The sequence below is a fragment of the Pseudomonas sp. KnCO4 genome (assembly GCF_045344305.1).
GTDB classification, from domain to species: domain Bacteria; phylum Pseudomonadota; class Gammaproteobacteria; order Pseudomonadales; family Pseudomonadaceae; genus Aquipseudomonas; species Aquipseudomonas anuradhapurensis.
In genome coordinates this window covers 5267377-5289084 of the sequence record NZ_CP174199.1, presented here as the reverse complement: position 1 = coordinate 5289084, position 21708 = coordinate 5267377, and the positions used below count along the sequence as shown (strand labels likewise).

The following is a 21708-nucleotide window of genomic DNA, read 5'->3' as shown; positions in this document are numbered from 1 at the left end:
TACTGCTCTACTGGCCTTGCAACAGCCATTGCGGAATCCGCCGTTCCAGGTAATACCCCGGGTTGCGCAGGCTGCCATCGACGAACCCCACATGGCCACCCCGGCTGTGCAGTTCAAAACGGGTCTGCGGCGCCAGTTCACGCGCCGTGGGCAGGCTGTGGCCTGAAACGAATGGGTCGTCGCTGGAATGGATGATGAGTGTCGGCGTGCGGTTGCGGCCGAGGAAAAAATGGCTCGATGAACGGCGATAGTAGTCGTGCGCGTCGCGAAAGCCGTTCAGCGGTGCAGTGACCTTGCCATCGAAGTCCCAGAAGGTGCGCAGCTTGCCCAGTGGTTCCAGCCGTTGCAGCGTTGCCAGCCGCTCATGCAGGCCGTTGTCGTGAAAGTGCCGCTGCTTGAGTTGCACGTACGCCAGCATCTCGCGCATGAAATGTGCCTGGTACACCTTCGAGAAACCCTGGCCGATACGGTCAGCGCAGTGGTCCAGACGAAACGGCACCGACACCGCCACTGCGGCTTCCAGCTGGCTGGCCACGCCACTTTCGCCCAGGTATTTGAGCAGCACATTGCCCCCCAGCGAGTAGCCCACCGCGTACAGCGGTGCCAAGGGGCGCATGGCTCGCAGGTGGCTGACGATTTCTGCCAGGTCTTCGCTGGCACCGGAATGGTAGCTGCGCGGCAGCAGGTTGGGTTCGCCCGAACAACCACGCCAGTTCACCGCCACGCTGGCCCAGCCGCAGCCTTGCAACGCTTGCTGCAAGCCTTTGACGTAGGGCGAATGCGATGAGCCGGTCAACCCGTGCAGCACCAGTACCAGGGGAGCATGGGGTTGGTGCGGGCCGTGCCAGTCCAGGTCGATGAAGTCGCCATCGGCCAGCCACAATCGTTCGCGGTTGCGCGGCAGGTCGGGCAGCTTGCGCCACAGAGGCCCCCACAGGGTTTGCAGGTGAGGGTTGGACAGGCCGATGGCCGGGCGGAAGGTGGCGCTGGAGCTGGGCATGCTGGGCGACTCGTGATGTGCCTGCCTAGAGTGCCATGAAACAGCGCCACTGTACCTGCGCTATTGGTCGGTAGGCGGCAGCGGTTGCTGCTCGACGCCGGGGCCGACACTCACCAGTACTTTTTGATTGGGGTCAAGCCGGCGGCGCATGACCGAGCGAACTTCCTCCGCTGTGATCGCCCGGATGCGCTCGACGTAGGTGTTCAGATGATCGGCGGGCTGGCGTTGATGGGAGATCTCGCTGAGCAAGGCTGCCAGGCTCTGGTTTTGTGCAGCGGCACGCAGCAGGTCCCCGGCCAGCCGCTTGCAGGCAAACTGCAATTCCGCCTGGCTTGGCCCTTCGTCAATGAACTCACGTAGCAAGGTTTCCACCAGCGCCTGGGAAGCTTGGACGTATTGCGGCGCGATTTCCCATTCAACGGCAAACAATCCTCCCGCGCTGAGGGGCACTATCGTGCTGTGGATACCGTAGGTCAGGCCGCGACGATGGCGCAGTTCCATCATCAGACGAGCCTCGTAACCCCCCGCGAAGACTTCGCTGGCCAATATCAAGGGCAGAAACTCAGGGTCGCTGGCCGGCACGTTCATCGGCAGGGCTAGCACCGTTGCGCTGCTCGCACCGGGCTGCTGGATGTTGATCGTTGCGCTGGTTACCGCCGGTACGGCAGGCAATTCAGCGGCTGTCCAACCTTGCGGCAGGGCCTGGCTGATCCGCTGAGCGATGGCTTGGGCTTCGCTCAAGGAAAGGTCCCCTACCATGACCACCTCAAGATTGCTGGCAGCATAGGCGCGTTGATGGAACCGGCGAAGATCATCCACGGTTACCGATTCTATACCCTGCGGGGTACTGCCCAAACGATTGCCATAAGGATGGCCACTGAACATATGGCGGAACGTCTCGTTGCGAGCCTTTACGCCAGGCTGCCGTTCGCGCGAGGTATTCAGGTTTAGTAATTGTGGTTTTATCTTTTCCAGGGCAGGCGGCTGTAGTGCCGGGTTGGCGACGAGATCGATGAACAGCTCCAAGGCCGCGTCGAGCCTCGTGGGGTCGGCAAGGCTGCGCAAACTGAGCGTGGCATGCTCCAGGCGTATCTCTCGTTCGGTAATTGCGCCGAGGCGTTCCAGCTGCTCTGCATGTTCGGTAGCTGTATGCCTTTGGCTGCCCTCTTCAAGCATGTAGAACGTCAGGGCCGCCAGGCCTGACTGATCGGTATCCTGGCTGGTGCCAGCCCTGAAACGCAGTACGACATCGACAATAGGCAGCCCATGGACCTCGATGAACTTTACCGCTGTGCCGCTCATCGTGGTCCAGGAGCGGACCGGCGTGTGCAAGGTTTCGAAGCTGTCCAGGTCAAGGCCTTGGGTGGACTGCAAGTTGCTACCGATGCTGCTGGCTACGGCTGGCTGCTGGGGGAGGGAGTCATGCATGAGCGCTCTCCTTGGAATGCATGAAGGTCATGGTCGCTCGCGATTCGGTAAGGTAGTCATAGGCGGCCTGGCCCACCTGTTCGGCTGTTACAGCCTCTATGGCTTGACGTTCGTCATCCAGGGCAACCGGGTCCAGCCCGCAGGCTGCCTGCTTGCCGATGGCAAAGGCCTGTCTGTCGATGGCGTCTCTTTCAAACATTTGCCTGGCCAGCAGCCGTGCCTTGGCTCGCTCGAGGTCTTGTTTGGCGGGCGCGGCCTGACGAAACGCGCCGATCTCGAGCATCAGTCGTTCGGCTGCGGCTTCCGGTGCTACGTGCGGGCTGCAGAAGGCGTAGAGGGCAAACATGCTGTCGCCGCGTTGCCAGGGTTCATAGTCCGCACGCAGGCCCTGAAGTAGCGGCTCTTCCTGCACCAGCAGCCGTTTCAGCCTGCTGGCCTGCCCATCGGCAAGGATTTCAGGCAGCAACCGCAGCGCATAGGCTTGTGCATCCGAACCTGCGGTGCATTGACTGGGCAGGTTGAAACCGAGGAGTGCACCGGTATAGAGGCCTGGCAGGCGCAGCGTTTGTTGGCGCCTGGCCAGGGTAGCCGGCGCCATTGGTACCTGTTGCTGGGGAATACGGTGGGCAGGTATTTCAGCAAAGTACCGAGTCACGAGTGCTTGCAGTTGCGCCAGGCTGATGTCGCCGGCCACCGCCAGTGTGGAGTTGTTGGGGTGGTACCAGGTTCTATACCAGGTTCGTGCTGCTGCCGGGGTTATATGCTCGAGATCTGCCTTGTGGCCGATCACCGGCGAGCCATAGCCGAAATCACCATAGGCCAGCAGGTGATGATGCTCCAGCGCGAGCGCCAGAGCATTGCCATCGACATTTCTGCGCCGTTCGGCCATCACCACGGCCAGTTCCCTGGCAAAAGGTGTATCGCTGAGGGTGGCGCTGGCCATGACATCAGCCATGGCCTCGAGGGCGACTGCCACCCGGCTGGCCGGTAATGTGATCGGGAACACGGTGGCATCCCAGCTAGTGAATGCATTGGGATTGCCGCCCAGGCGAGTCATGAGCGCCGAATACTCGCCCGGCGCTAGTTTGCTGCTGCCTTCGAAAAGCAGATGTTCCAGGGCGTGAGACAGGCCTGTGTGGCCCTGCGGTTCATAACTGGACCCGACGTGATACCAAAGCTGCGCACTGACCAGCGGAGCGCGATGGTCTTCACGCAGGTAGATGCGCAAGCCGTTGTCGAGGCTGAATGAACGCACCGCGCTCGCTACTGCGGGCGGAGAGGAACGATCGGTCATGGTTGAAGTGCTCCTGCAATAAGAAGGAGCAGCTTCAACCAGGCGGCGGATGGCTTGGCGGTAACTAAATACGGCAGCCTGCGGTTAGCCGGTCAGCCCCGCTGCCAGAGTGCGTAGTACACCTGGCCGGTTTTCTTCTCGCGGTGCAGGCGCCAGTTACCGGGAAGCTGCAAGGTCGACGGCGCGGTTTCGCTTTCGGTATAGACCCAGGCCTGTTGATGCAGCCACTGGTTCTGCTCCAGCAGGTTGCAGGTATTGGCCAGCAGGTCCTGATGGAACGGCGGATCGAGGAACACCACGTCGAACTGCTGCTTGGCCGGGTTCTGCAGGTAGCGCAGGGCATCGGTCTGCAGGATCTGCCCGCGTGGGCAGCGGAGGATTTCGAGGTTGTTCTTCAGGTTGGCGATGGCGGCCGGGTTGCTGTCCAGCGCCACGGCGTCCTCGGCGCCGCGGGACAAGGCTTCGAGCACCAGGGCGCCGCTGCCGGTGAAGGCGTCGAGTACCCGGGCGCCTTCAATATAGGGCGCCAGCCAGTTGAACAGGGTTTCGCGCACACGGTCGGGTGTTGGCCGCAGGCCTTCGCCGTCCGGCACCGCCAGGCGGCGGCTGCGCCACTCGCCAGCGATGATGCGCAGGTGGCCCTGGCCCTTGCTCTGGCCCGGTTGCGGGCGGGCGGGAGGGGTGGATCTCGGCATTAGTGCTCCGGTACCCCGAGCGCTTGCTCGGAGGGTTTGTCAGTAGGTGCTGGCAGCGGCTTTTGTGGCACTTTCGGGCCAACGGTGACCATCACCAGTTTATCCGCTGACAGGTGTTTGTTCATGGCTGCCCTGACCTGTTCGACGGTGAGCGCCTGGGACTGCTGCATGAAGTCCTCCAGCCAGGTCAGCGGCAGGTTGTAGAAACCAATGGCACCCAGCTGGCCAACGATGCTGGCATTGCTGGCATTGGACAGCGGGAAGCTGCCGGCCAGCTCGCGCTTGGCGTCGTCCAGCTCCTGCTGGGTGGGGCCGGTCTTGAGGTAGTCGGTGAGAATGCCTTGCACCAGCTTGAGCGTACCTTCGCTGAGCTCGGCACGGGTTTGCAGGTTGATCATGAACGGGCCGCGGACCTGCATCGGGCTGAACGCCGAGTATACCCCGTAGGTCAGGCCACGCTTTTCACGCACCTCGCTCATCAGCCGGGTACCGAAGGCCCCACCACCGAGGATCTGGTTGCCCAGCGACAGCGCTGGCCAGTCCGGGTCCTGGCGGTCGATACCGAGTGTCGCCAGCATCAGGTGGGTTTGCGCAGTCGGGAAGTCAATGTGGTTCAGGGTTGCATGCGTTTCAGTGGGTTGGGGCGGTGCTGGCAGCGCCGGGCCCTTGGGCAGGCCTGCAGACACTTGGGCAGCGATGCTTTCGGCTTCGGCGCGGCTGAGGTCGCCGACCAGGGCGATGACCGCATTGCCGCCGGTGTAGGCCTTGGCATGGAAGGCACGCAGTTGTGCCAGGCTTATCCCTTTGATGCCTTCGGCAGTGCCGTCGCTTGGGTGGGCATAGGGATGCTCGCCGTAAAGGTTGGCGAACAGCGCCTTGCCAGCGATTTTGCCGGGGTTCTGCTTATCGTATTCGAAGCCGGCCAGCATCTGGTTCTTGATGCGCTTGAGCGCATCTTCCGGGAAGGTCGGTTTGCCGGCCACCTCGGTAAACAGCTTCAAGGCTGGTTCACGCTTGTCCTTGGCGCTGAGGCTGCGCAGCGAGGCCACCGCCATGTCGCGGTAGGAGCCGTTGCCAAAGTCTGCGCCCAGGCTTTCGAAGCCTTCGGCAATCGCGGTCACGTCCTTGCCGGCCACGCCTTCGTTGAGCATGGCGTTGGTCAGGGCGGCCAGGCCTGGCACGCCGCCATCCTGACTGCTGCCGGCGGCGAAAGTGACACGCAGGTCGAACATCGGCAGCTCGCGGGCTTCGACGAACAGCACCCGCGCGCCTTCGGCGGTATTCCAGTGCTGGATGTTGAGCTGGCGCCGGCTGGGCGCCTTGCCATCCAGCTCGGCCAGCGACTGCAGGGTGTTGGCCGGGCGTGCGGCGTTGCTTTCGGCCTTGGCGAGGTCGTCGGCCATGGCCGGGCCGGCCAGCACGGCCGCCAGCGCCAGGGCACGGATGCCGATGGTCAGCAGGGTTGGGCGCGGGGCGTGGCGGTCACTCATGAGCGGACTCCTCGGGCAGTACATGGGCAACGCTCAGGCGTTCGCGGGTGAAGTAGGTGCGCGCTGCGTTCTGGATGTCTTGCGGAGTAACGCGCTCGAGTTCGTCCAGTTCGCTGTCGATCAGCTTCCAGGACAGACCGACGGTTTCCAGCTGGCCGATGGTGGTGGCCTGGCTGCTGATGGAATCACGGTCGTAGACCAGGCCGGCGATGACCTGGGCACGCACGCGCTCGAGTTCCTCGGTGCTCGGTGGGGTGGTCTTGAGCTCATCCAGCAGCTGCCAGATGCCCTTTTCCACGTCTGCCAGGGACTTGTGCTTCTGCACGTTCGGTGTGGCCGAGACCAGGAATAGGCTGTCGCCGCGGGTGAAGGCGTTGTAGCTGGACGACGCGCCGGCCACCAGTTCCTGGCCACGTTCCAGGCGCGCCGGCATGCGCGCGCTGTAGCCGCCGTCGAGCAGCGCCGAGATCAGGCGCAGGGCATGCACCGTGCGCGGGTCCTTGGCCGTGGCCAGGCCGGGGACGTTGAAACCGTAGATCAGGCTGGGCAGTTGCGTGCGTACGTGCAGGGTCAGCTGGCGCTGGCCGGGTTCGGCCAGTTCCAGGGGCAACTTGGCCGGCGGCACGGCACGCCTGGGGATGCTGCCAAAGTACTTCTGCGCCAGGCCCTTGACCTCGTCGACGGTGACGTCGCCCACGACGACCAGGGTGGCATTGTTGGGGGCGTACCAGGATTCATACCAGTGGCGCAGTTCCTCGACCTTCATGCGCTCGAGGTCGGCCATCCAGCCGATGGTCGGCGTGTGATAGCCGCTGGCCGGGTAGGCCATGGCGCGGAACAGCTCGAAGGCCTTGGCGTTGGGCTGGTCGTCGGTGCGCAGGCGGCGTTCTTCCTTGATTACCTCGATTTCGCGGCTGAACTCGTCGGCAGGCAGGCGCAGGCTGGCCAGGCGGTCGGCCTCCAGCTCCAGGGCCACCGGCAGGCGGTCGCGGGCCAGCACCTGGTAATAGGCGGTGTAGTCATCGCTGGTGAAGGCGTTTTCCTCGGCACCGATGTCCCGCAGGATGCGCGATGCCTCGCCAGGACCCACCTTGGCGCTGCCTTTGAACATCATGTGTTCCAGCGCGTGGGACAAGCCGGTCTGGCCCGGGGTTTCGTAGCTGGAGCCAACCTTGTACCAGATCTGCGAGACGGCCACCGGGGCGCGATGGTCTTCGCGCACGACCACTTTCAGGCCGTTGTCGAGGATGAACTCGTGGGTGGGTTGCACATCGGCGGCAAAGGCTGCGAGCGGCAGGCAGAGCGTGCCGAGCAACAGGCCTGCGGCACGGCGGGCTAGAGCATTCATACGGTGTTTAACCTGTTCGGCGGCCCGCTGGGTTTAGCGTCGGCGGGCCAGGAGGTGCTAGGATACTGATCCGGTTGCCTGGCGACCATGCCTGTCGCCGTTCTGGCCCACAGGACATCAAGACAAAACGTTGCGCATGAACCAGCCGGCTTCAAGATAGTCTGTTCTGCGTAGAGAGAATTCCCGATGCGCCGTAGCTGGCCCATCGCTACCCTGAGATAGCCGTCTTCCATGTTTGGTTCCAACGACGACAAAAAAGCACCGGCCGAGGCTGGTGAGAAGAAAGGCCTGTTCAGCTGGTTTCGCAAGAAGCCGCAGCAACCCGTGGGGGCGGGCTCGCCCGCGAATGAAACCCACGCCGTCGAGCAGCCTGCCGCCGCTCCGGTAGAGGCCCCTGCCGGCGAAGCGCCGCAGGCCACAGAGCCCGCTCAGGCCGCTACGGCCCCAGCGCCGGTCGAGCCACAGCAGGTCGCCGAAGCAGCCCAACCCCCGGTAGCCCAGGCGCCGGCACCCGAACCGGTCGCTTCGCAGCCATTGCAGGCCCCCGAGCCTGAGCCGGTCGCTTCCCAGCCACTGGTGGCACCTACGCCGCAGCCGGTTGCGTCGGTACCCTTGCAGGCGGCTCCGGTCGAGCCTGCTGCGGCCGTGGAACCTGCTGCGCCGGTCAGCAACCTGATACTGCCGGTTGCCGAAGAACCTGTGGCGTTGGTACCGGACCTGGAGCCGAAGGCCCCGCCTGCCATTCCGGAACGTCCTGCGCCAGAACCCGTCGCTCCTGTGGCTGCGGCCGCAGCGCCGGTCGAATCTGCACCTGCACCTGCACCGACCGAGCAGGCCAAGCCCGGCTTCTTCGCACGCCTCAAGCAGGGCCTGTCGAAGACCAGCGCCAGCATCGGCGAGGGCATGGCCAGCCTGTTCCTGGGCAAGAAGGTCATCGATGACGACCTGCTCGACGAAATCGAAACCCGCCTGCTGACTGCCGACGTCGGCGTGGAAGCGACCTCGACCATCGTCCAGAACCTGACCCAGAAGGTCGCCCGCAAGCAGCTGGCCGATGCCGATGCCCTGTACAAGTCGCTGCAGGAAGAACTTGCTGCGCTGTTGCGCCCGGTCGAACAGCCGCTGGTGGTCCAGGCGCAGAACAAGCCCTACGTGATTCTGGTGGTTGGCGTGAACGGTGCCGGCAAGACCACCACGATCGGCAAACTGGCGAAGAAACTGCAGCTCGAAGGCAAGAAAGTGATGCTGGCCGCCGGTGACACCTTCCGTGCCGCGGCGGTCGAGCAGTTGCAGGTGTGGGGCGAGCGCAACCAGATCCCGGTGATCGCCCAGCACACCGGGGCCGACTCTGCCTCGGTGATCTTCGACGCCGTGCAGGCCGCCAAGGCCCGTGGCGTCGATGTGCTGATCGCTGACACTGCCGGCCGCCTGCATACCAAAGACAACCTGATGGAAGAACTGAAGAAGGTCCGTCGGGTTATCGGCAAGCTCGACGCCGAAGCGCCGCACGAAGTGCTGCTGGTGCTGGATGCCGGCACTGGCCAGAACGCCATCAGCCAGGCCAAGTACTTCAACCAGAGCGTCGAACTGACCGGCCTGGCCCTGACCAAGCTGGACGGCACCGCCAAAGGCGGGGTGATCTTCGCCCTGGCCAAGCAGTTCAAGCTGCCGATCCGTTTCATCGGTGTCGGTGAAGGCATCGACGACCTGCGCACCTTCGAAGCCGAGCCGTTCGTCAAGGCTCTGTTCGCCGAGCGAGACTGACCATGATCAGATTCGAACAGGTTGCCAAGCGTTATCCCAATGGTCATGTGGGCTTGCATGAGCTGAGTTTCCGGGCGCGCCGGGGCGAATTCCTGTTCGTCACCGGCCATTCGGGGGCTGGCAAAAGTACCTTGCTGCGTCTGCTGCTGGCCATGGAACGCCCGACCAGCGGCAAGCTGATGCTGGCCGGGCAAGACCTGGGGCAGATCAGCAACGCACAGATCCCGTTCCTGCGTCGGCAGATCGGCGTGGTATTCCAGAACCATCAGCTGTTGTTCGACCGCACGGTGTTCAACAACATCGCCTTGCCGCTGCAGATTCTCGGCTTGTCCAAGGCCGAGGTCGCCAAACGCGTGGATTCGGCCCTGGAGCGCGTGTCGCTGGCCGACAAAGGTGAGCTGTTCCCGGCCGACCTGTCCACCGGCCAGCAACAGCGGGTGGGTATCGCCCGCGCCATCGTGCATCAACCGGCCCTGCTGCTGGCCGACGAACCCACCGGTAACCTCGACCCGCGCCTGGCTGCGGAGATCATGGGCGTGTTCGAGGACATCAACCGCCTGGGCACCACGGTATTGATCGCCAGCCACGACCTGGCACTGATTGCGCGCATGCGCCACCGCATGCTGACCTTGCAGCGCGGCCGCTTGATCGGCGATGGGGAGGCCGGGCAATGACCACTACACGCACACCGAAAGTTTCCGAGCGGGTTGCGCCGAAACCGGCCGACCCGCAGCCGGTAAAGAAAAAACACGGAGATGACGATGACGGCCCGGATTTCCGCACGCTGCTGCATGCCTGGCTGGAAAGCCACCGTGCCAGCCTGGCCGACAGCCTGCGCCGCCTGGGCAAGCAGCCGATCGGCAGCTTCTTCACCTGCCTGGTGATGGCGGTGGCGCTGAGCATGCCCATGGGGCTGTCGCTGCTGCTGAAGAACGTCGAAAAGCTTGGAGGCTCGTGGCAGCGCGCCGCGCAGATTTCGCTGTACCTCAAGCTCGATGCCGGCAGCCGCGAAGGCGAGGCGCTGCGCGACGAGATCAAGGGCATGCCAGGCGTAGCTGACGCGCTGTATGTCAGCCGCGAACAGGCGCTGGAGGAATTCCAGCAGCAGTCCGGCCTGGGCGAAGCCCTGCGTGAGTTGCCCGACAACCCGCTGCCTGGCGTGGTCGTGGTGACCCCCACCGAGGTCGACAAACCGGCGCTGGAAGCCTTGCGTCAGCGCTTGTCCGAGCTGCCACGGGTAGAGGTGGCGCAGCTCGACCTGTTGTGGGTCGAGCGCCTGGCGGCGATCCTCAAGTTGGGTGACCGTTTCGTCTTTGGCCTGGCTGTGATGCTGGTTGCTGCCTTGCTGTTAGTAATCGGTAACACAATTCGGCTACATATTGAAAACCGCCGCACCGAGATCGAAGTGATCAAGCTGGTCGGGGGCACCGACGCCTACGTGCGCCGGCCTTTCTTGTACATGGGGGCCTTGTATGGCCTGGGCGCAGGCCTGTTGGCATGGGGTATCCTGGCGTTTGGCCTGAACTGGCTGAACGAGGCGGTAGTAGGGCTTTCCGGCCTGTATGGCAGTGACTTCGCCCTAGGCGGGGTACCGGCGTCCGATGGTCTGTCGCTCTTGATCGGAGCGGTGCTGTTGGGGTATATCGGTGCATGGATTGCAGTCGCCCGCCACCTGAACGAGCTGGCGCCGCGATAGTTTTTGTATGCCAGCATTGACAAATTCTTCACTATGGAACTTGTACCGTCGTTCCAGGTCAATGTTGGCAGCGCCCACAAGGTGCGAGTTTGGTAAGTCGGAGGTTCTTGAATGACCACATCGTTGCAACCTGCCTATGCCCTGGTACCCGGTGCAAACCTGGAAGCCTACGTGCACACGGTCAACAGCATTCCGCTGCTGACGGTCGAGCAGGAGCGTGATCTGGGCGAGCGTCTCTATTATGAGCAGGATGTCGAGGCCGCTCGCCAGATGGTGATGGCCCACCTGCGTTTCGTCGTACATATCGCCCGTAGCTACGCCGGCTACGGGCTGGCCCAGGCCGACCTGATCCAGGAAGGCAACGTCGGCCTGATGAAAGCCGTCAAGCGCTTCAACCCGGAAATGGGTGTGCGCCTGGTGTCGTTCGCCGTGCACTGGATCAAGGCGGAGATCCACGAGTTCATCCTGCGCAACTGGCGCATCGTCAAGGTGGCCACCACCAAGGCCCAGCGCAAGCTGTTCTTCAACCTGCGCAGCCAGAAGAAGCGTCTGGCCTGGCTGAGCAACGACGAAGTGCACCGCGTGGCGGAGAGCCTGGGTGTCGAGCCGCGTGAAGTGCGCGAGATGGAAAGCCGCCTGAGCGGCCAGGACATGGCCTTCGACCCGGCAGCGGAAGCTGACGACGACAGCGCCTTCCAGTCGCCTGCGCACTACCTGGAAGACCACCGTTACGACCCGGCGATGCAGCTGGAGGATGCCGACTGGAGCGACAACTCCACCAGCAACCTGCACGAAGCGCTGCAAGGGTTGGACGAGCGTAGCCGCGACATTCTGTACCAGCGCTGGCTGGCGGAAGAGAAGGCCACGCTGCATGAGCTGGCGGACAAGTACAGCGTTTCGGCTGAGCGGATTCGCCAGCTGGAGAAGAATGCGATGAACAAGGTCAAGGCATTGATCGCTGCCTGATCGAGCCCTGACTGCAAGGAAAGGCCGCTGGCCCAGATAGGGTGAGCGGCTTTTTTTTGCGCAAGCCTTGAGGGCCTCTTCGCGGGCGCGCCCGCTCCCACAGGTACTGCACAGGCCTCAGGGGTAATGCTGGCCATGTGGGAGCGGGCGTGCCCGCGAAGAGGCCCTCAAGGCTTGCGCGAAGTGTCGAGCTGCATCAGGTAGCTGGGCCCACCCAACTGGCTCATCTGCCGCCGAATCCATCCGGCCCGGCTGGCCACATAGGCACTGGGCCGGCTGGCGCTCCACTTGATCGGGCTTGGCAGCACTGCCGCCAGCTGCGCCGCCTGCTGGCGGCTGAGGCGGCTGGCATCAATGCCAAAGTGGTAACGCGCCGCCGCCTGGGCGCCGAACACGCCCTTGCCCCATTCGGCGCTGTTCAGGTAGACCTCGAGAATGCGTTCTTTCGACCAGAACAGCTCGATCAGCGCGGTGAACCAGGCCTCCAGCCCTTTGCGCAACCAGCTGCGCCCGGACCACAGGAACAGGTTCTTGGCCACTTGCTGGGTCAGGGTGCTGGCACCACGAATGCCGCCGCCACGCTCGTTGTAGGCCAGCGCCGCCTGGATGGCCGGAATGTCGAAGCCCCAGTGGTTGGCGAACTTCTGGTCCTCGCCAGCGATGACCGCGACCTTGAGCTCGTCGGAGATGTTCTCCCAAGGCTCCCAGTCCCGCTGCAGGTCGATCGGCTCGCCATTCACCCAGGACTGCACTTTGCGCTCGACCATCAGCGCTGTGCCGGGTGGTGGCACCCAGCGGAACGCCAGCACCAGCACGATGCTGCCGGCAGCGAACCAGAGCAGGGCACGGGAGAGGCGGCGAAGAAGGGTTGGCAGCATGGCGATGGCTTGGCCGTACGGGTGGAAGGGGCCATTATACAGACCCGATCCAAGGAGTCGTCCCATGCTTCGCAGCTTCCTGATGCTTGCCGCCTTTTTCGGCTTTACCGGTGTCGCCTTGGGCGCTTTTGCGGCTCACGGCCTGAAAAGCCGGCTGACAGCCGAATACCTGGCAATCTTCCAGACCGGTGTGACCTACCAGCTGGTGCACGCCCTGGCGATCCTCGCTGTCGCGGTGCTCTCGGCCCACCTGCCTGGGCGCCTGGTCGGCTGGGCGGGCGCGCTGTTTGCCCTGGGCATCGTGCTGTTCTCCGGTAGCCTGTACCTGCTCACCCTCAGCGGCCTGGGCAAGCTCGGTATCATCACCCCGCTTGGCGGGCTGTGCTTCCTCGCCGGCTGGTTGTGCCTGGGCCTGGCGGCGTGGCGGCTGGGCTGACCGAGTGGTCCACAATCGCGACTAATGGCGCGCGCCGCCCTTGGGTTGCAGGGTGGTTCGGCGCTAGAATGCGGGCCCCCCAAAGCACAATGGTGGCCGTGCGCATGCGCATTCAACTGAACGGTGAACCTTACGAACTGCCCGCTGGCGAATCCGTCGCGGCCCTGCTGGCCCGCCTGGAACTGACCGGGCGCCGCGTCGCGGTGGAGCTGAACCTGGATATCGTGCCGCGTAGCCAGCACGACACTACGCTGCTGAATGAAGGCGACCAGGTCGAAGTGGTCCACGCCATTGGTGGCGGCTGACCGCGGCCCGGCGGTTCACCTGCAAGCCCTGCAACCTTTTCCCGAGGAACAACCATGAGCAATGTTCGCAGCGACAAGCCCTTCACCCTGGCCGGGCGTACTTTCCAGTCGCGCCTGCTGGTCGGTACCGGCAAGTACCGTGACATGGAAGAAACCCGTCTGGCCATCGAGGCCTCGGGTGCCGAGATCGTCACCGTTGCCGTGCGCCGGACCAACATCGGCCAGAACCCGGGCGAGCCGAACCTGCTCGACGTGTTGCCACCGGACCGCTACACCATCCTGCCGAACACCGCAGGCTGCTACGACGCGGTCGAGGCCGTGCGCACCTGCCGCCTGGCCCGCGAACTGCTGGATGGCCACAACCTGGTCAAGCTGGAAGTACTGGCCGACCAGAAAACCCTGTTCCCCAACGTGATCGAAACCCTCAAGGCCGCCGAAGTGCTGGTCAAGGACGGGTTCGACGTGATGGTGTACACCAGCGACGACCCGATCATCGCCCGCCAGCTGGCCGAAGCCGGCTGCATCGCGGTCATGCCCCTGGCTGGCCTGATCGGTACCGGCCTGGGTATCTGCAACCCCTACAACCTGCAGATCATCCTGGAAGAATCCAAGGTACCGGTGCTGGTCGATGCCGGCGTGGGCACTGCTTCCGACGCCACCATTGCCATGGAAATGGGTTGCGAAGCGGTGCTGATGAACTCGGCCATTGCCCACGCCCAGCAACCGGTACTGATGGCCGAGGCCATGAAGCACGCCATCGTCGCTGGCCGCATGGCCTACCTCGCCGGCCGTATGCCGAAGAAACTCTATGCCAGCGCCTCCTCGCCGCTGGAAGGTCTGATCAAGTAAGAGCCCCTGATGACTGAATCGCACGATACGCCGAGCACCCCTGACGGCGAAGCCCGCCCGCACCGCCGCATCAAGAGCTTCGTGATGCGCGCCGGGCGCATGACCGAAGGCCAGCAACGTGGCCTGGAGCAGGGCGGCCCGCTGTACATCCTGCCGCTGGCCGACAGCCCGGTGGACTACGACCAGGTGTTCGGCCGTTCGGCCCCGCGCACCCTGGAGATCGGCTTCGGCATGGGCCATTCCCTGCTGGAAATGGCGGCTGCCGCGCCGGAGCAGGATTTCATCGGTGTGGAAGTGCACCGCCCGGGTGTGGGCGCGCTGCTCAACGGCGTGCTGACCCAGGGGCTGAAGAACCTGCGGGTGTATGACTGCGATGCTATCGAAGTGCTGAACCGCTGCGTGGCGGACAACAGCCTCGACCGGCTGATGCTGTTCTTCCCCGACCCATGGCACAAGGCGCGCCATCACAAGCGCCGCATCGTCCAGCTGGAGTTCGCCGAGCTGGTACGGCGCAAGCTCAAGCCGGGTGGCGTGTTCCACATGGCTACCGACTGGGAGCCGTATGCCGAGTACATGCTGGAAGTGATGAGCGCTGCCCCGGGCTATCGCAACCGTGCGGCCGACGGCACCTATGTGCCACGCCCGGAAGAGCGCCCGATCACCAAGTTCGAACGCCGTGGCGAGCGGCTGGGGCATGGGGTTTGGGACTTGAAGTTCGAGAAGGTGGATTGATTGGCCACTATGGCCTTTCCATGTGAAAAAAACCGCCTTGAAAAGGGCGGTTTTTTTGCGACGGGCTTGAACAGGCCGGCTGACAACCATGGCCTCACAGGCATGGTCACGTTGCAACAACCGTAGGAGCGGATTTATCCGCGATGCGCCGCGCGGGCGGCGCTCGATGTCCGCCCCGGCACAACAGCAACGGCTTGCGCCCGCTGCCTGCAAACCACCATCGCGTTGCGCCGGTATGGATTGGCTCAGCCGCGCCGATCAGCCACCACCCCAATCAGCACCAGCACCACCAGCAACACCGGCGCCAGCGCATAGTTGTTGAACTGGCCCAGCCCCTTCACTACCCACGGTGTGGCATAGATCAACGCCGCACCACTGCCGATCATCACCAGCAAGGCCATGAATGGCACGCGCAGGGCGCCGGCCAAACCGCCCAGGCGCTGTTCCACCCAGCCTTTGATATCGGTGCCGAACAGCACCAGCAGGCAGCCTACCAAGGCCAGCGAAATCTCCGACAGGTTGCTGCGGCTCCAGCGGGAAACCGTCGCGAGCAGATCAAGTACCAGATCCATGGGTCATCCTTAGCTCAAGAAATACTGCAGCAGGTCATTGAGGAACAGCTGGCCTCGTGGCGTGGCCACCAGTCGATCCGCTTCGACCTGCAAAAGGCCCTTTTGTTCGGCGGCGCGCCGCGCTTCGCGCAGCTGTTCCAGAGGCAACCCGGTGCGCTGGGTGAACAGTTCGGCCTCTACACCCTCAGTCAGGCGCAGGGCATTCATCAGGAACTCGAACGGCAGTTCGTCGACCGGCAGCAGCTTCTCGCCGGCCTTGAACGGCTTGGCCAGGTTCAGGTAGTCCTTGGGCAGGCGGGTTTTCCAGGTGCGCAGGATGCGCCCGTCGGCGAAGGTCAGTTTGCCGTGGGCACCGGCACCGATGCCAATGAAGTCGCCAAAGCGCCAGTAATTGAGGTTGTGCCGCGCGGCGCGACCAGCCTGGGCATAGGCGGAGACTTCGTACTGGCGGAAGCCGTGCTCGGCCATCAGCGCTTGGCCGGCCTCCTGGATGTCCCAGAGGATGTCGTCCTCGGGAAGCTCCGGTGGCTGGTTCCAGAACACCGTGTTCGGCTCTACCGTCAGCTGGTACCACGACAGGTGCGTGGGCCCCAGTTCGATCGCCTGGCGCAGGTCGCCCAGCGCGTCGTCCAGCGACTGCTCGGGCAGGCCGTGCATCAGGTCCATGTTGAAGTTGTCGAAACCGGCGGCACGCGCCATGCCGGCGGCGCGGACCGCTTCATCGCCATTGTGGATGCGCCCCAGCGCCTGCAGCTTGGCTGGCTGGAAGCTCTGCACACCGATCGACAGGCGGTTGATGCCGGTTTGCCGGTAGGCCTTGAACTTGTCCTGCTCGAACGTGCCCGGGTTGGCCTCCAGGGTGATTTCGATGTCTGGCGCAAACGCAATGCGTTGCTCCACGCCTTGCAGCAGCCGGCCGAGGGCATCGGCGCTGAACAGGCTGGGCGTACCGCCACCGAAGAAGATCGAGCTGATCGGCCGGCCTTGCACCGCGGCCAATTCCTGGTCGAGGTCGCTCAGCAGGGCTGCGACATAGGCATCTTCTGGCAGATCAGGCCCGGCGGCGTGGGAGTTGAAGTCGCAGTAAGGGCATTTGCGTACGCACCACGGGATGTGGATGTACAGCGCCAGCGGCGGCAGGCTGGTGAAACCCGCCACGCCGGGGGTGGACAGCGTGTCGATCATGCCAGGCCCAGACGTTGACGCAGCAGGGCCATGGCGCGCGCGCGGTGGCTGAGCTGGTTCTTGTCCGCAGGGGCCAGTTCGGCGCTGGAACAGCCGCGCTCCGGTACCCAGAACAGCGGGTCATAGCCAAAGCCGTGCTCGCCGCTGGCCTCGAACATGATGCGCCCGTGCCACAGGCCTTCGCACAGGATCGGCAGCGGGTCGTCGGCATGGCGCACCAGTGCCAGCACGCAGACGAACTGCGCACCGCGCTCGGCTTCGGGCACATCTTTCAGGGCCTCGAGCAGCTTGGCGTTGTTTGCTGCATCACCCTTGCCATCGGCATAGCGCGCCGAATAGATGCCCGGTGCACCACCGAGGAAGTCCACTGCCAGGCCGGAATCGTCGGCCAGGGCCGGCAAGCCGGAAATGCGTGCGGCATTACGTGCCTTGAGGATGGCGTTCTCGACGAACGACAGGCCGGTTTCTTCCGGCTCCACCTGGCTGAACTCGCCGATCGAGCGCAGCTGCACGGACGCGCCGAGCATGGCCTGGAGTTCCTTGAGTTTGCCGGCGTTGTGGCTGGCCAATACGAGTTGCTGGAAATTCATCATTCGCCTGGGAACACTTCCTGGTTGAAGCTGAGGGAATTGCTGATGCCGCCGGTTTCGATGTTGAGGTCGAAGGTGACGGTCTCTGCCTGGTCGATCTTGAACTGGGCGATGTAGTACACCGCGCCTTGCTCGTTGATCTGCTTGAACGACAGCGGGCTGCTGCGCCCGGTCAGGTCCTTGACCGTGCCGCTGACCACCGCCATGGCGGGTTTGTTGGCGCGCAGCACGGCAATGTTGAGCACGCCCTGGTTCTTGCTGCGTACCAGGCCGGTGGCTGCAGCCACCGCTGGTGTCAGCATGCTCGAGGTGAAGGCGCTGTAGTGCACCGTCACGTCGCCAAACACTTCCTTGCGCTCGGGGCGGGCAGCATCGGCAGCCAGTGCCGGCAGGGCCAGGCACAGGCTGATCAGGAACAGGGCTAGGCGACGCATGGGGTGGTTCCTCCGCTGGGCGTCAGACAGCGAGCTGGTGCTCTTGCAGGCCCGGGCTGCTGACGCGGTAGATACCGATCTCACCTAGAAGATTAGGCCAAAGCCGGCCACCCCACCCATTACGGTGCAAGTGGTCGACAGCCAGGCGGTCAAGCACCCTGGCCTTGCGTTCGTGCACCAGTTCCTCGAAGTCGGCAAAGGTGCAGAAGTGGATGTTCGGCGTGTTGTACCAGGTGTACGGCATGAAGTCCGACACTGGCATGCGGCCCTTGGTCGCCAGGTACCAGCGGCAACGCCAGTGGCCGAAGTTGGGGAAGGTGATGATGCACTGGCGGCCCACGCGCAGCATCTCGTCGAGGATGCGGTCGGGGTACTCCACGGCCTGCAGGGCCTGGGTCATGATCACCACGTCGAAGCTGTTGCTGGCGAAGTTGCCCAGGCCCTTGTCCAGGTCCTGTTCGATGACGTTGACGCCCTTGGCCACGCAGGCGGCGATGTTGTCAGCGTCGATCTCCAGGCCGTAGCCGGTGACCTGCTTGCGGTCACGCAGTGAGGCCAGCAGTTCGCCGTTACCGCAGCCCAGGTCGAGTACCCGGCTGCCGGCGGGAATCCAGTCGTGGATGATTTCCAGATCGGCTCTCATGCTGTCCTCAGATGGCAATGCGGTTCATGTAGTTCGCGAAACCCTGCATGTAGCGAGGCGTGGGGATCAGGAAGGCATCGTGCCCATAGGGCGAATCGATCTCCAGATAGCAGACGTTCTTGCGTGCGGCCATCAAGGCGTTGACGATTTCGCGCGAGCGGGCCGGCGAGAAGCGCCAGTCGGTGGTGAACGACATGATGCAGTAATCCGCCTTGACGTGGGCCAGGGTGGCTGCCAGGTCGCCGCCATGCGCAGCAGCCGGGTCGAAGTAGTCCAGCGCCTTGGTCATCAGCAGGTAGGTGTTGGCGTCGAAACGCCCGGAAAACTCTTCGCCCTGGTAGCGCAAGTAGCTTTCGACCTGGAATTCGACGCTATGGAAGTCGTAGTTGAGCTTGTCGCTCTTCAGCTCACGGCCGAATTTTTCACCCATCGAGTCGTCCGACAGGTAGGTGATGTGGCCGACCATGCGCGCCAGCATCAGGCCACGCTTGGGGATCACGCCCTGGTCCTGGAACGAACCACCGTGGAATTCGGGGTCGGTGAGGATGGCCTGGCGCGCCACCTCGTTGAAGGCGATGTTCTGTGCCGACAGCTTGGGCGCCGAGGCGATATCGACACAATGGCGCACGCGCTCGGGGTAGCTGATGGTCCACTGCAGCGCCTGCATGCCGCCCAGGCTGCCGCCGACCACGGCAGCCCATTGCTGGATGCCCAGGCGTTCGGCCAGGCGCATCTGGCTGTGCACCCAGTCTTCCACGGTCAGCACCGGGAAATCCGCGCCATAGGGCTTGCCGGTGGCCGGGTTGATGCTGCTGGGGCCGGTACTGCCGTTGCAGCCGCCCAGGTTGTTCAGGCTGACCACGAAGAAGCGGTTGGTGTCGATCGGCTTGCCCGGGCCGATGCAGCTATCCCACCAGCCCGGCTTGCGATCGGTGGCGGCATGGTAGCCAGCGGCATGATGGTGGCCGGACAGGGCATGGCAGATCAGCACGGCGTTGCTCGCGCTGGCGTTGAGGCTGCCATAGGTCTCGTAGACCAGTTCATAACTGGCCAGCGAGCGGCCACAGGCCAAGGCCAGCGGTTCATCGAACCGGGCTGTTTGCGGTACTACCAGACCGACGGAATCTTCGGGAAAGACAGTGGACATCGACCCTGCTCACGCTTGACGGAGGCGTCAGTCTAAAGAGCGCTACCCCCAGCGGCAAGCACAGGCTTGCCACTGGAAGCAACCAGGGCCGGGGGCGGCTCAGATCATCCGCCACAGCTCTTGTGGCATGCTGGCGTAGGCGGCCAGCGGCGGCATCACGAACGACTGGATCACCTGGATCGCGAGGAAGGCGAAGATCGGCGAGATGTCCATGCCGCCCAGGTTGGGCACGATGCGGCGGAACGGTGCCAGCACCGGTTCGCTGATCTGGTAGGCCAGCTCGGCGGCCGGGTTGTGGCTGTTGGGGGCGATCCAGGAAACGATCACCATGACGATCATCGCCACCCAGAAAATCTTCAGGAACAGCGAGGTGATCCCGATGATCGCCCACATCAGCAGGTGCAGGATGTCGCCGAAGGTACCGTAGGTCACCATCAGCACGAAGCCCATCAACAGCGCCTGGATGACCACCGACAGTAGCAGCGACGAGGTGTCCAGCCCGCCGACACTGGGGATGACCCGGCGAATCGGCTTGAGCAGCGGCTGGGTGGCGCGTACCGCGAACTGGCAGAGCGGGTTGTAGAAGTTGGCCTTCACCAGCTGCAGCACGAAGCGCAGCAGGACGATCACCAGGTACAGGCTGACCAGGGTTTGCACCACGAAGATCGCGGCGCCGGACAGTGCATTCATCTGGAACTCCTTATTTGCCCAGTTGTTCGGCCAGCTCCGCAGAGCGCGTGGCGGCAGCCTGCAGGGCCTGCTCGACGATGGCTTCGAAGCCGCTGGCCTGGAACGACTTGATCGCCGCTTCGGTGGTGCCGGCGGGCGAGGTGACACGGCGGCGCAGCTCGGCGGCATCGACATCGCTGGCGACCGCCATGCGCGCAGCGCCCAGGGCCGTCTGCAGGGTCAGCTGGGAAGCGGTTTCGCGTGGCAGGCCGAGTTTTTCCCCCGCCGCGGTCATGGCTTCGATCAGCAGGAAGAAGTACGCCGGGCCGCTGCCGGAAACAGCGGTCACGGCGTCCAGTTGCTGCTCCTGCTCCAGCCACAGGGCGGTGCCCACGGCCGACAGCAGTTGCTCGGCCTGCTGGCGCTGTTCGCTGGACACCTGTGCAGTGGCATACAGGCCGCTCACGCCTTGGCGCAGCAGGGCAGGGGTGTTGGGCATGCAGCGTACCACCGGGCGCGCGCCAACCCAGCTTTGCAGGCTGGCGCAGGTGATGCCGGCGGCGATGGAAACGATCAGCTGGCCGTCCTGCAGGTTGGGTTGCAGGGCCTGGCAAACGGCTTTCATGACCTGTGGCTTTACCGCCAGCACGATGACGTCGGCGCCGTCGATGGCTTGGGCGTTGTCCTCGAAGGTATCGATGCCGTGTTCGGCCTGGATGCGGCTGCGGGTCTCGGCGCCCGGGTCGCTGGCGCGGATCTGCGAGGCGTCCAGGCCCTGGGCACGCAGACCACCGATCAGGCTGGCGGCCATGTTGCCGGCGCCGATAAAGGCAATACGTGTCTTGCTCATGTCAGGTCCTTGTTGGAAAGAGTGAGTAAAGCATGGGATCAGGCGTGGCCGCTGTAGTCGCGGGCACCAAACAGGGCAGTACCGATACGCACCCACGTCGCGCCCTGGGCAATGGCGGCTTCCAGGTCGTGGCTCATGCCCATGGACAGCGTATCCAGGCCAAGCCCGAGGTCTTCTTGCAGCTTGCGCAGGGTAGCGAAGGCAGCCTCCTGGGCGGCGCGGTCAGCGGTGGGTTCGGGAATGGCCATCAGCCCGCGCAGGCGCAAGTTGGGCAGCGCGGCTACTGCCTTGGCCAGGGCCGGCAGGTCGGCTGCTGCGCAGCCGGACTTGCTGTCTTCGCCGCTGACGTTCACCTGCAGGCAGATATTCAGCGGCGCCAGCCCGGCAGGGCGCTGTTCCGACAGGCGTTGGGCGATCTTCAGGCGGTCCACGGAATGTACCCAGTCGAAATGTTCGGCGATGGCTTTGGTCTTGTTCGACTGAATGGGGCCGATGAAGTGCCAGATCAAGGGCAAGTCGCTGAGTGCCTGCTGCTTGTTCAGCGCTTCCTGTAGGTAGTTTTCCCCCACATCGCGCACGCCAGCGGCGTGGATTTCACGGATGGCGCTGGCGGGCTTGGTCTTGCTCACAGCCAGCAACTGGACGCTGGCCGGATCACGCCCGGCAGCCTGGGCAGCGCTGGCGATACGGGCGGAAATAGCGGAAAGGTTGTCTGCTAGGGTGGACATGGACTGATG

24 protein-coding genes are annotated in these 21708 nt (G+C 64.0%); 8 read left to right on the top strand and 16 right to left on the bottom strand.

What is annotated here, in order from left to right; translation table 11 throughout:
* Positions 1–7 precede the first annotated feature (7 nt).
* The 6 genes from ACJA3S_RS24350 to ACJA3S_RS24325 form a co-directional block, all read right to left on the bottom strand.
* Complete coding sequence (locus ACJA3S_RS24350) at positions 8–1000, bottom strand: hydrolase (RefSeq protein WP_406820272.1); 993 nt, start codon at positions 998–1000, stop codon at positions 8–10.
* Between the two features lie 60 nt (positions 1001–1060).
* The gene (locus ACJA3S_RS24345; RefSeq protein ID WP_406820271.1) at positions 1061–2428 is read right to left on the bottom strand and encodes a M16 family metallopeptidase; all 1368 of its coding nucleotides are present in this window, start codon (positions 2426–2428) and stop codon (positions 1061–1063) included.
* A complete protein-coding gene (locus ACJA3S_RS24340; protein ID WP_406820270.1) occupies positions 2421–3722 on the bottom strand; it encodes a M16 family metallopeptidase in 1302 nt (433 codons plus the stop codon). Before ACJA3S_RS24340 ends, ACJA3S_RS24345 begins: the two co-directional genes overlap by 8 nt.
* A 92-nt stretch (positions 3723–3814) precedes the next feature.
* A complete protein-coding gene (rsmD, locus tag ACJA3S_RS24335) occupies positions 3815–4417 on the bottom strand; it encodes a 16S rRNA (guanine(966)-N(2))-methyltransferase RsmD (RefSeq protein ID WP_186684218.1) in 603 nt (200 codons plus the stop codon).
* Positions 4417–5907 carry a M16 family metallopeptidase gene (locus tag ACJA3S_RS24330; RefSeq protein WP_406820269.1) on the bottom strand — a complete coding sequence of 497 codons (1491 nt, stop codon included), beginning with the start codon at positions 5905–5907 and terminating at the stop codon, positions 4417–4419. Before ACJA3S_RS24330 ends, rsmD begins: the two co-directional genes overlap by 1 nt.
* A complete protein-coding gene (locus ACJA3S_RS24325; protein ID WP_406820268.1) occupies positions 5900–7255 on the bottom strand; it encodes a M16 family metallopeptidase in 1356 nt (451 codons plus the stop codon). The genes ACJA3S_RS24330 and ACJA3S_RS24325 overlap by 8 nt, the downstream gene beginning before the upstream one ends.
* Before the next feature lie 231 nt (positions 7256–7486).
* On the opposite strand from ACJA3S_RS24325, the gene ftsY reads away from it, so the two are divergent.
* The 4 genes from ftsY to rpoH all read left to right on the top strand — a co-directional run bounded on the left by ftsY (position 7487) and on the right by rpoH (position 11681).
* Positions 7487–9019 (top strand): signal recognition particle-docking protein FtsY, encoded by a 1533-nt coding sequence (ftsY, locus tag ACJA3S_RS24320; protein ID WP_406820267.1) that lies wholly within the window; start codon positions 7487–7489, stop codon positions 9017–9019.
* A 2-nt stretch (positions 9020–9021) separates the two neighbouring features.
* Positions 9022–9693, top strand: a complete 672-nt coding sequence (gene ftsE / locus ACJA3S_RS24315) for a cell division ATP-binding protein FtsE (protein ID WP_056794328.1) — start codon at positions 9022–9024, stop codon at positions 9691–9693.
* On the top strand, positions 9690–10715 hold the full coding sequence (gene ftsX, locus ACJA3S_RS24310; protein WP_406820266.1) for a permease-like cell division protein FtsX: 1026 nt from the start codon (positions 9690–9692) through the stop codon (positions 10713–10715). The genes ftsE and ftsX overlap by 4 nt, the downstream gene beginning before the upstream one ends.
* Positions 10716–10826: 111 nt before the next feature.
* The gene (rpoH, locus tag ACJA3S_RS24305) at positions 10827–11681 is read left to right on the top strand and encodes an RNA polymerase sigma factor RpoH (protein ID WP_170033417.1); all 855 of its coding nucleotides are present in this window, start codon (positions 10827–10829) and stop codon (positions 11679–11681) included.
* A 167-nt stretch (positions 11682–11848) separates the two neighbouring features.
* Here rpoH and mtgA read toward each other — a convergent pair whose 3' ends face one another.
* Positions 11849–12559 (bottom strand): monofunctional biosynthetic peptidoglycan transglycosylase, encoded by a 711-nt coding sequence (gene mtgA / locus ACJA3S_RS24300; protein WP_406820265.1) that lies wholly within the window; start codon positions 12557–12559, stop codon positions 11849–11851.
* A gap of 64 nt (positions 12560–12623) precedes the next feature.
* Here mtgA and ACJA3S_RS24295 point away from each other — a divergent pair, with 64 nt between their 5' ends.
* The 4 genes from ACJA3S_RS24295 (at position 12624) to trmB (ending at position 14881) form a co-directional block, all read left to right on the top strand.
* Positions 12624–12995 (top strand): DUF423 domain-containing protein, encoded by a 372-nt coding sequence (locus ACJA3S_RS24295; RefSeq protein WP_406820264.1) that lies wholly within the window; start codon positions 12624–12626, stop codon positions 12993–12995.
* 104 nt (positions 12996–13099) lie between these two features.
* Complete coding sequence (gene thiS / locus ACJA3S_RS24290) at positions 13100–13300, top strand: sulfur carrier protein ThiS (RefSeq protein ID WP_406820263.1); 201 nt, start codon at positions 13100–13102, stop codon at positions 13298–13300.
* 54 nt (positions 13301–13354) lie between these two features.
* Positions 13355–14149 carry a thiazole synthase gene (locus ACJA3S_RS24285; RefSeq protein ID WP_043208630.1) on the top strand — a complete coding sequence of 265 codons (795 nt, stop codon included), beginning with the start codon at positions 13355–13357 and terminating at the stop codon, positions 14147–14149.
* A gap of 9 nt (positions 14150–14158) precedes the next feature.
* On the top strand, positions 14159–14881 hold the full coding sequence (gene trmB / locus ACJA3S_RS24280; protein WP_170033409.1) for a tRNA (guanosine(46)-N7)-methyltransferase TrmB: 723 nt from the start codon (positions 14159–14161) through the stop codon (positions 14879–14881).
* Between the two features lie 245 nt (positions 14882–15126).
* Here the strand turns inward: trmB and ACJA3S_RS24275 are convergent, their stop codons facing one another.
* The 9 genes from ACJA3S_RS24275 to ACJA3S_RS24235 all read right to left on the bottom strand — a co-directional run bounded on the left by ACJA3S_RS24275 (position 15127) and on the right by ACJA3S_RS24235 (position 21699).
* Positions 15127–15453, bottom strand: a complete 327-nt coding sequence (locus tag ACJA3S_RS24275) for a DUF3392 family protein (RefSeq protein WP_023378203.1) — start codon at positions 15451–15453, stop codon at positions 15127–15129.
* A 9-nt stretch (positions 15454–15462) separates the two neighbouring features.
* Positions 15463–16638 carry a radical SAM family heme chaperone HemW gene (hemW, locus tag ACJA3S_RS24270; RefSeq protein ID WP_406820262.1) on the bottom strand — a complete coding sequence of 392 codons (1176 nt, stop codon included), beginning with the start codon at positions 16636–16638 and terminating at the stop codon, positions 15463–15465.
* The gene (gene rdgB / locus ACJA3S_RS24265) at positions 16635–17231 is read right to left on the bottom strand and encodes an RdgB/HAM1 family non-canonical purine NTP pyrophosphatase (protein ID WP_186684229.1); all 597 of its coding nucleotides are present in this window, start codon (positions 17229–17231) and stop codon (positions 16635–16637) included. Before rdgB ends, hemW begins: the two co-directional genes overlap by 4 nt.
* Positions 17228–17662 (bottom strand): DUF4426 domain-containing protein, encoded by a 435-nt coding sequence (locus ACJA3S_RS24260; protein WP_406820261.1) that lies wholly within the window; start codon positions 17660–17662, stop codon positions 17228–17230. The genes rdgB and ACJA3S_RS24260 overlap by 4 nt, the downstream gene beginning before the upstream one ends.
* Positions 17663–17684: 22 nt before the next feature.
* Positions 17685–18305, bottom strand: a complete 621-nt coding sequence (gene metW / locus ACJA3S_RS24255; protein WP_186672173.1) for a methionine biosynthesis protein MetW — start codon at positions 18303–18305, stop codon at positions 17685–17687.
* 7 nt (positions 18306–18312) lie between these two features.
* The gene (locus tag ACJA3S_RS24250; protein ID WP_406820260.1) at positions 18313–19452 is read right to left on the bottom strand and encodes a homoserine O-acetyltransferase; all 1140 of its coding nucleotides are present in this window, start codon (positions 19450–19452) and stop codon (positions 18313–18315) included.
* 99 nt (positions 19453–19551) lie between these two features.
* Positions 19552–20142 (bottom strand): YggT family protein, encoded by a 591-nt coding sequence (locus ACJA3S_RS24245; RefSeq protein WP_406820259.1) that lies wholly within the window; start codon positions 20140–20142, stop codon positions 19552–19554.
* Positions 20143–20152: 10 nt separating this feature from the next.
* Positions 20153–20971, bottom strand: coding sequence for a pyrroline-5-carboxylate reductase (proC, locus tag ACJA3S_RS24240; protein WP_406820258.1), 819 nt, complete (start codon positions 20969–20971; stop codon positions 20153–20155).
* A 38-nt stretch (positions 20972–21009) separates the two neighbouring features.
* The gene (locus ACJA3S_RS24235) at positions 21010–21699 is read right to left on the bottom strand and encodes a YggS family pyridoxal phosphate-dependent enzyme (RefSeq protein ID WP_170033394.1); all 690 of its coding nucleotides are present in this window, start codon (positions 21697–21699) and stop codon (positions 21010–21012) included.
* Positions 21700–21708 lie beyond the last annotated feature (9 nt).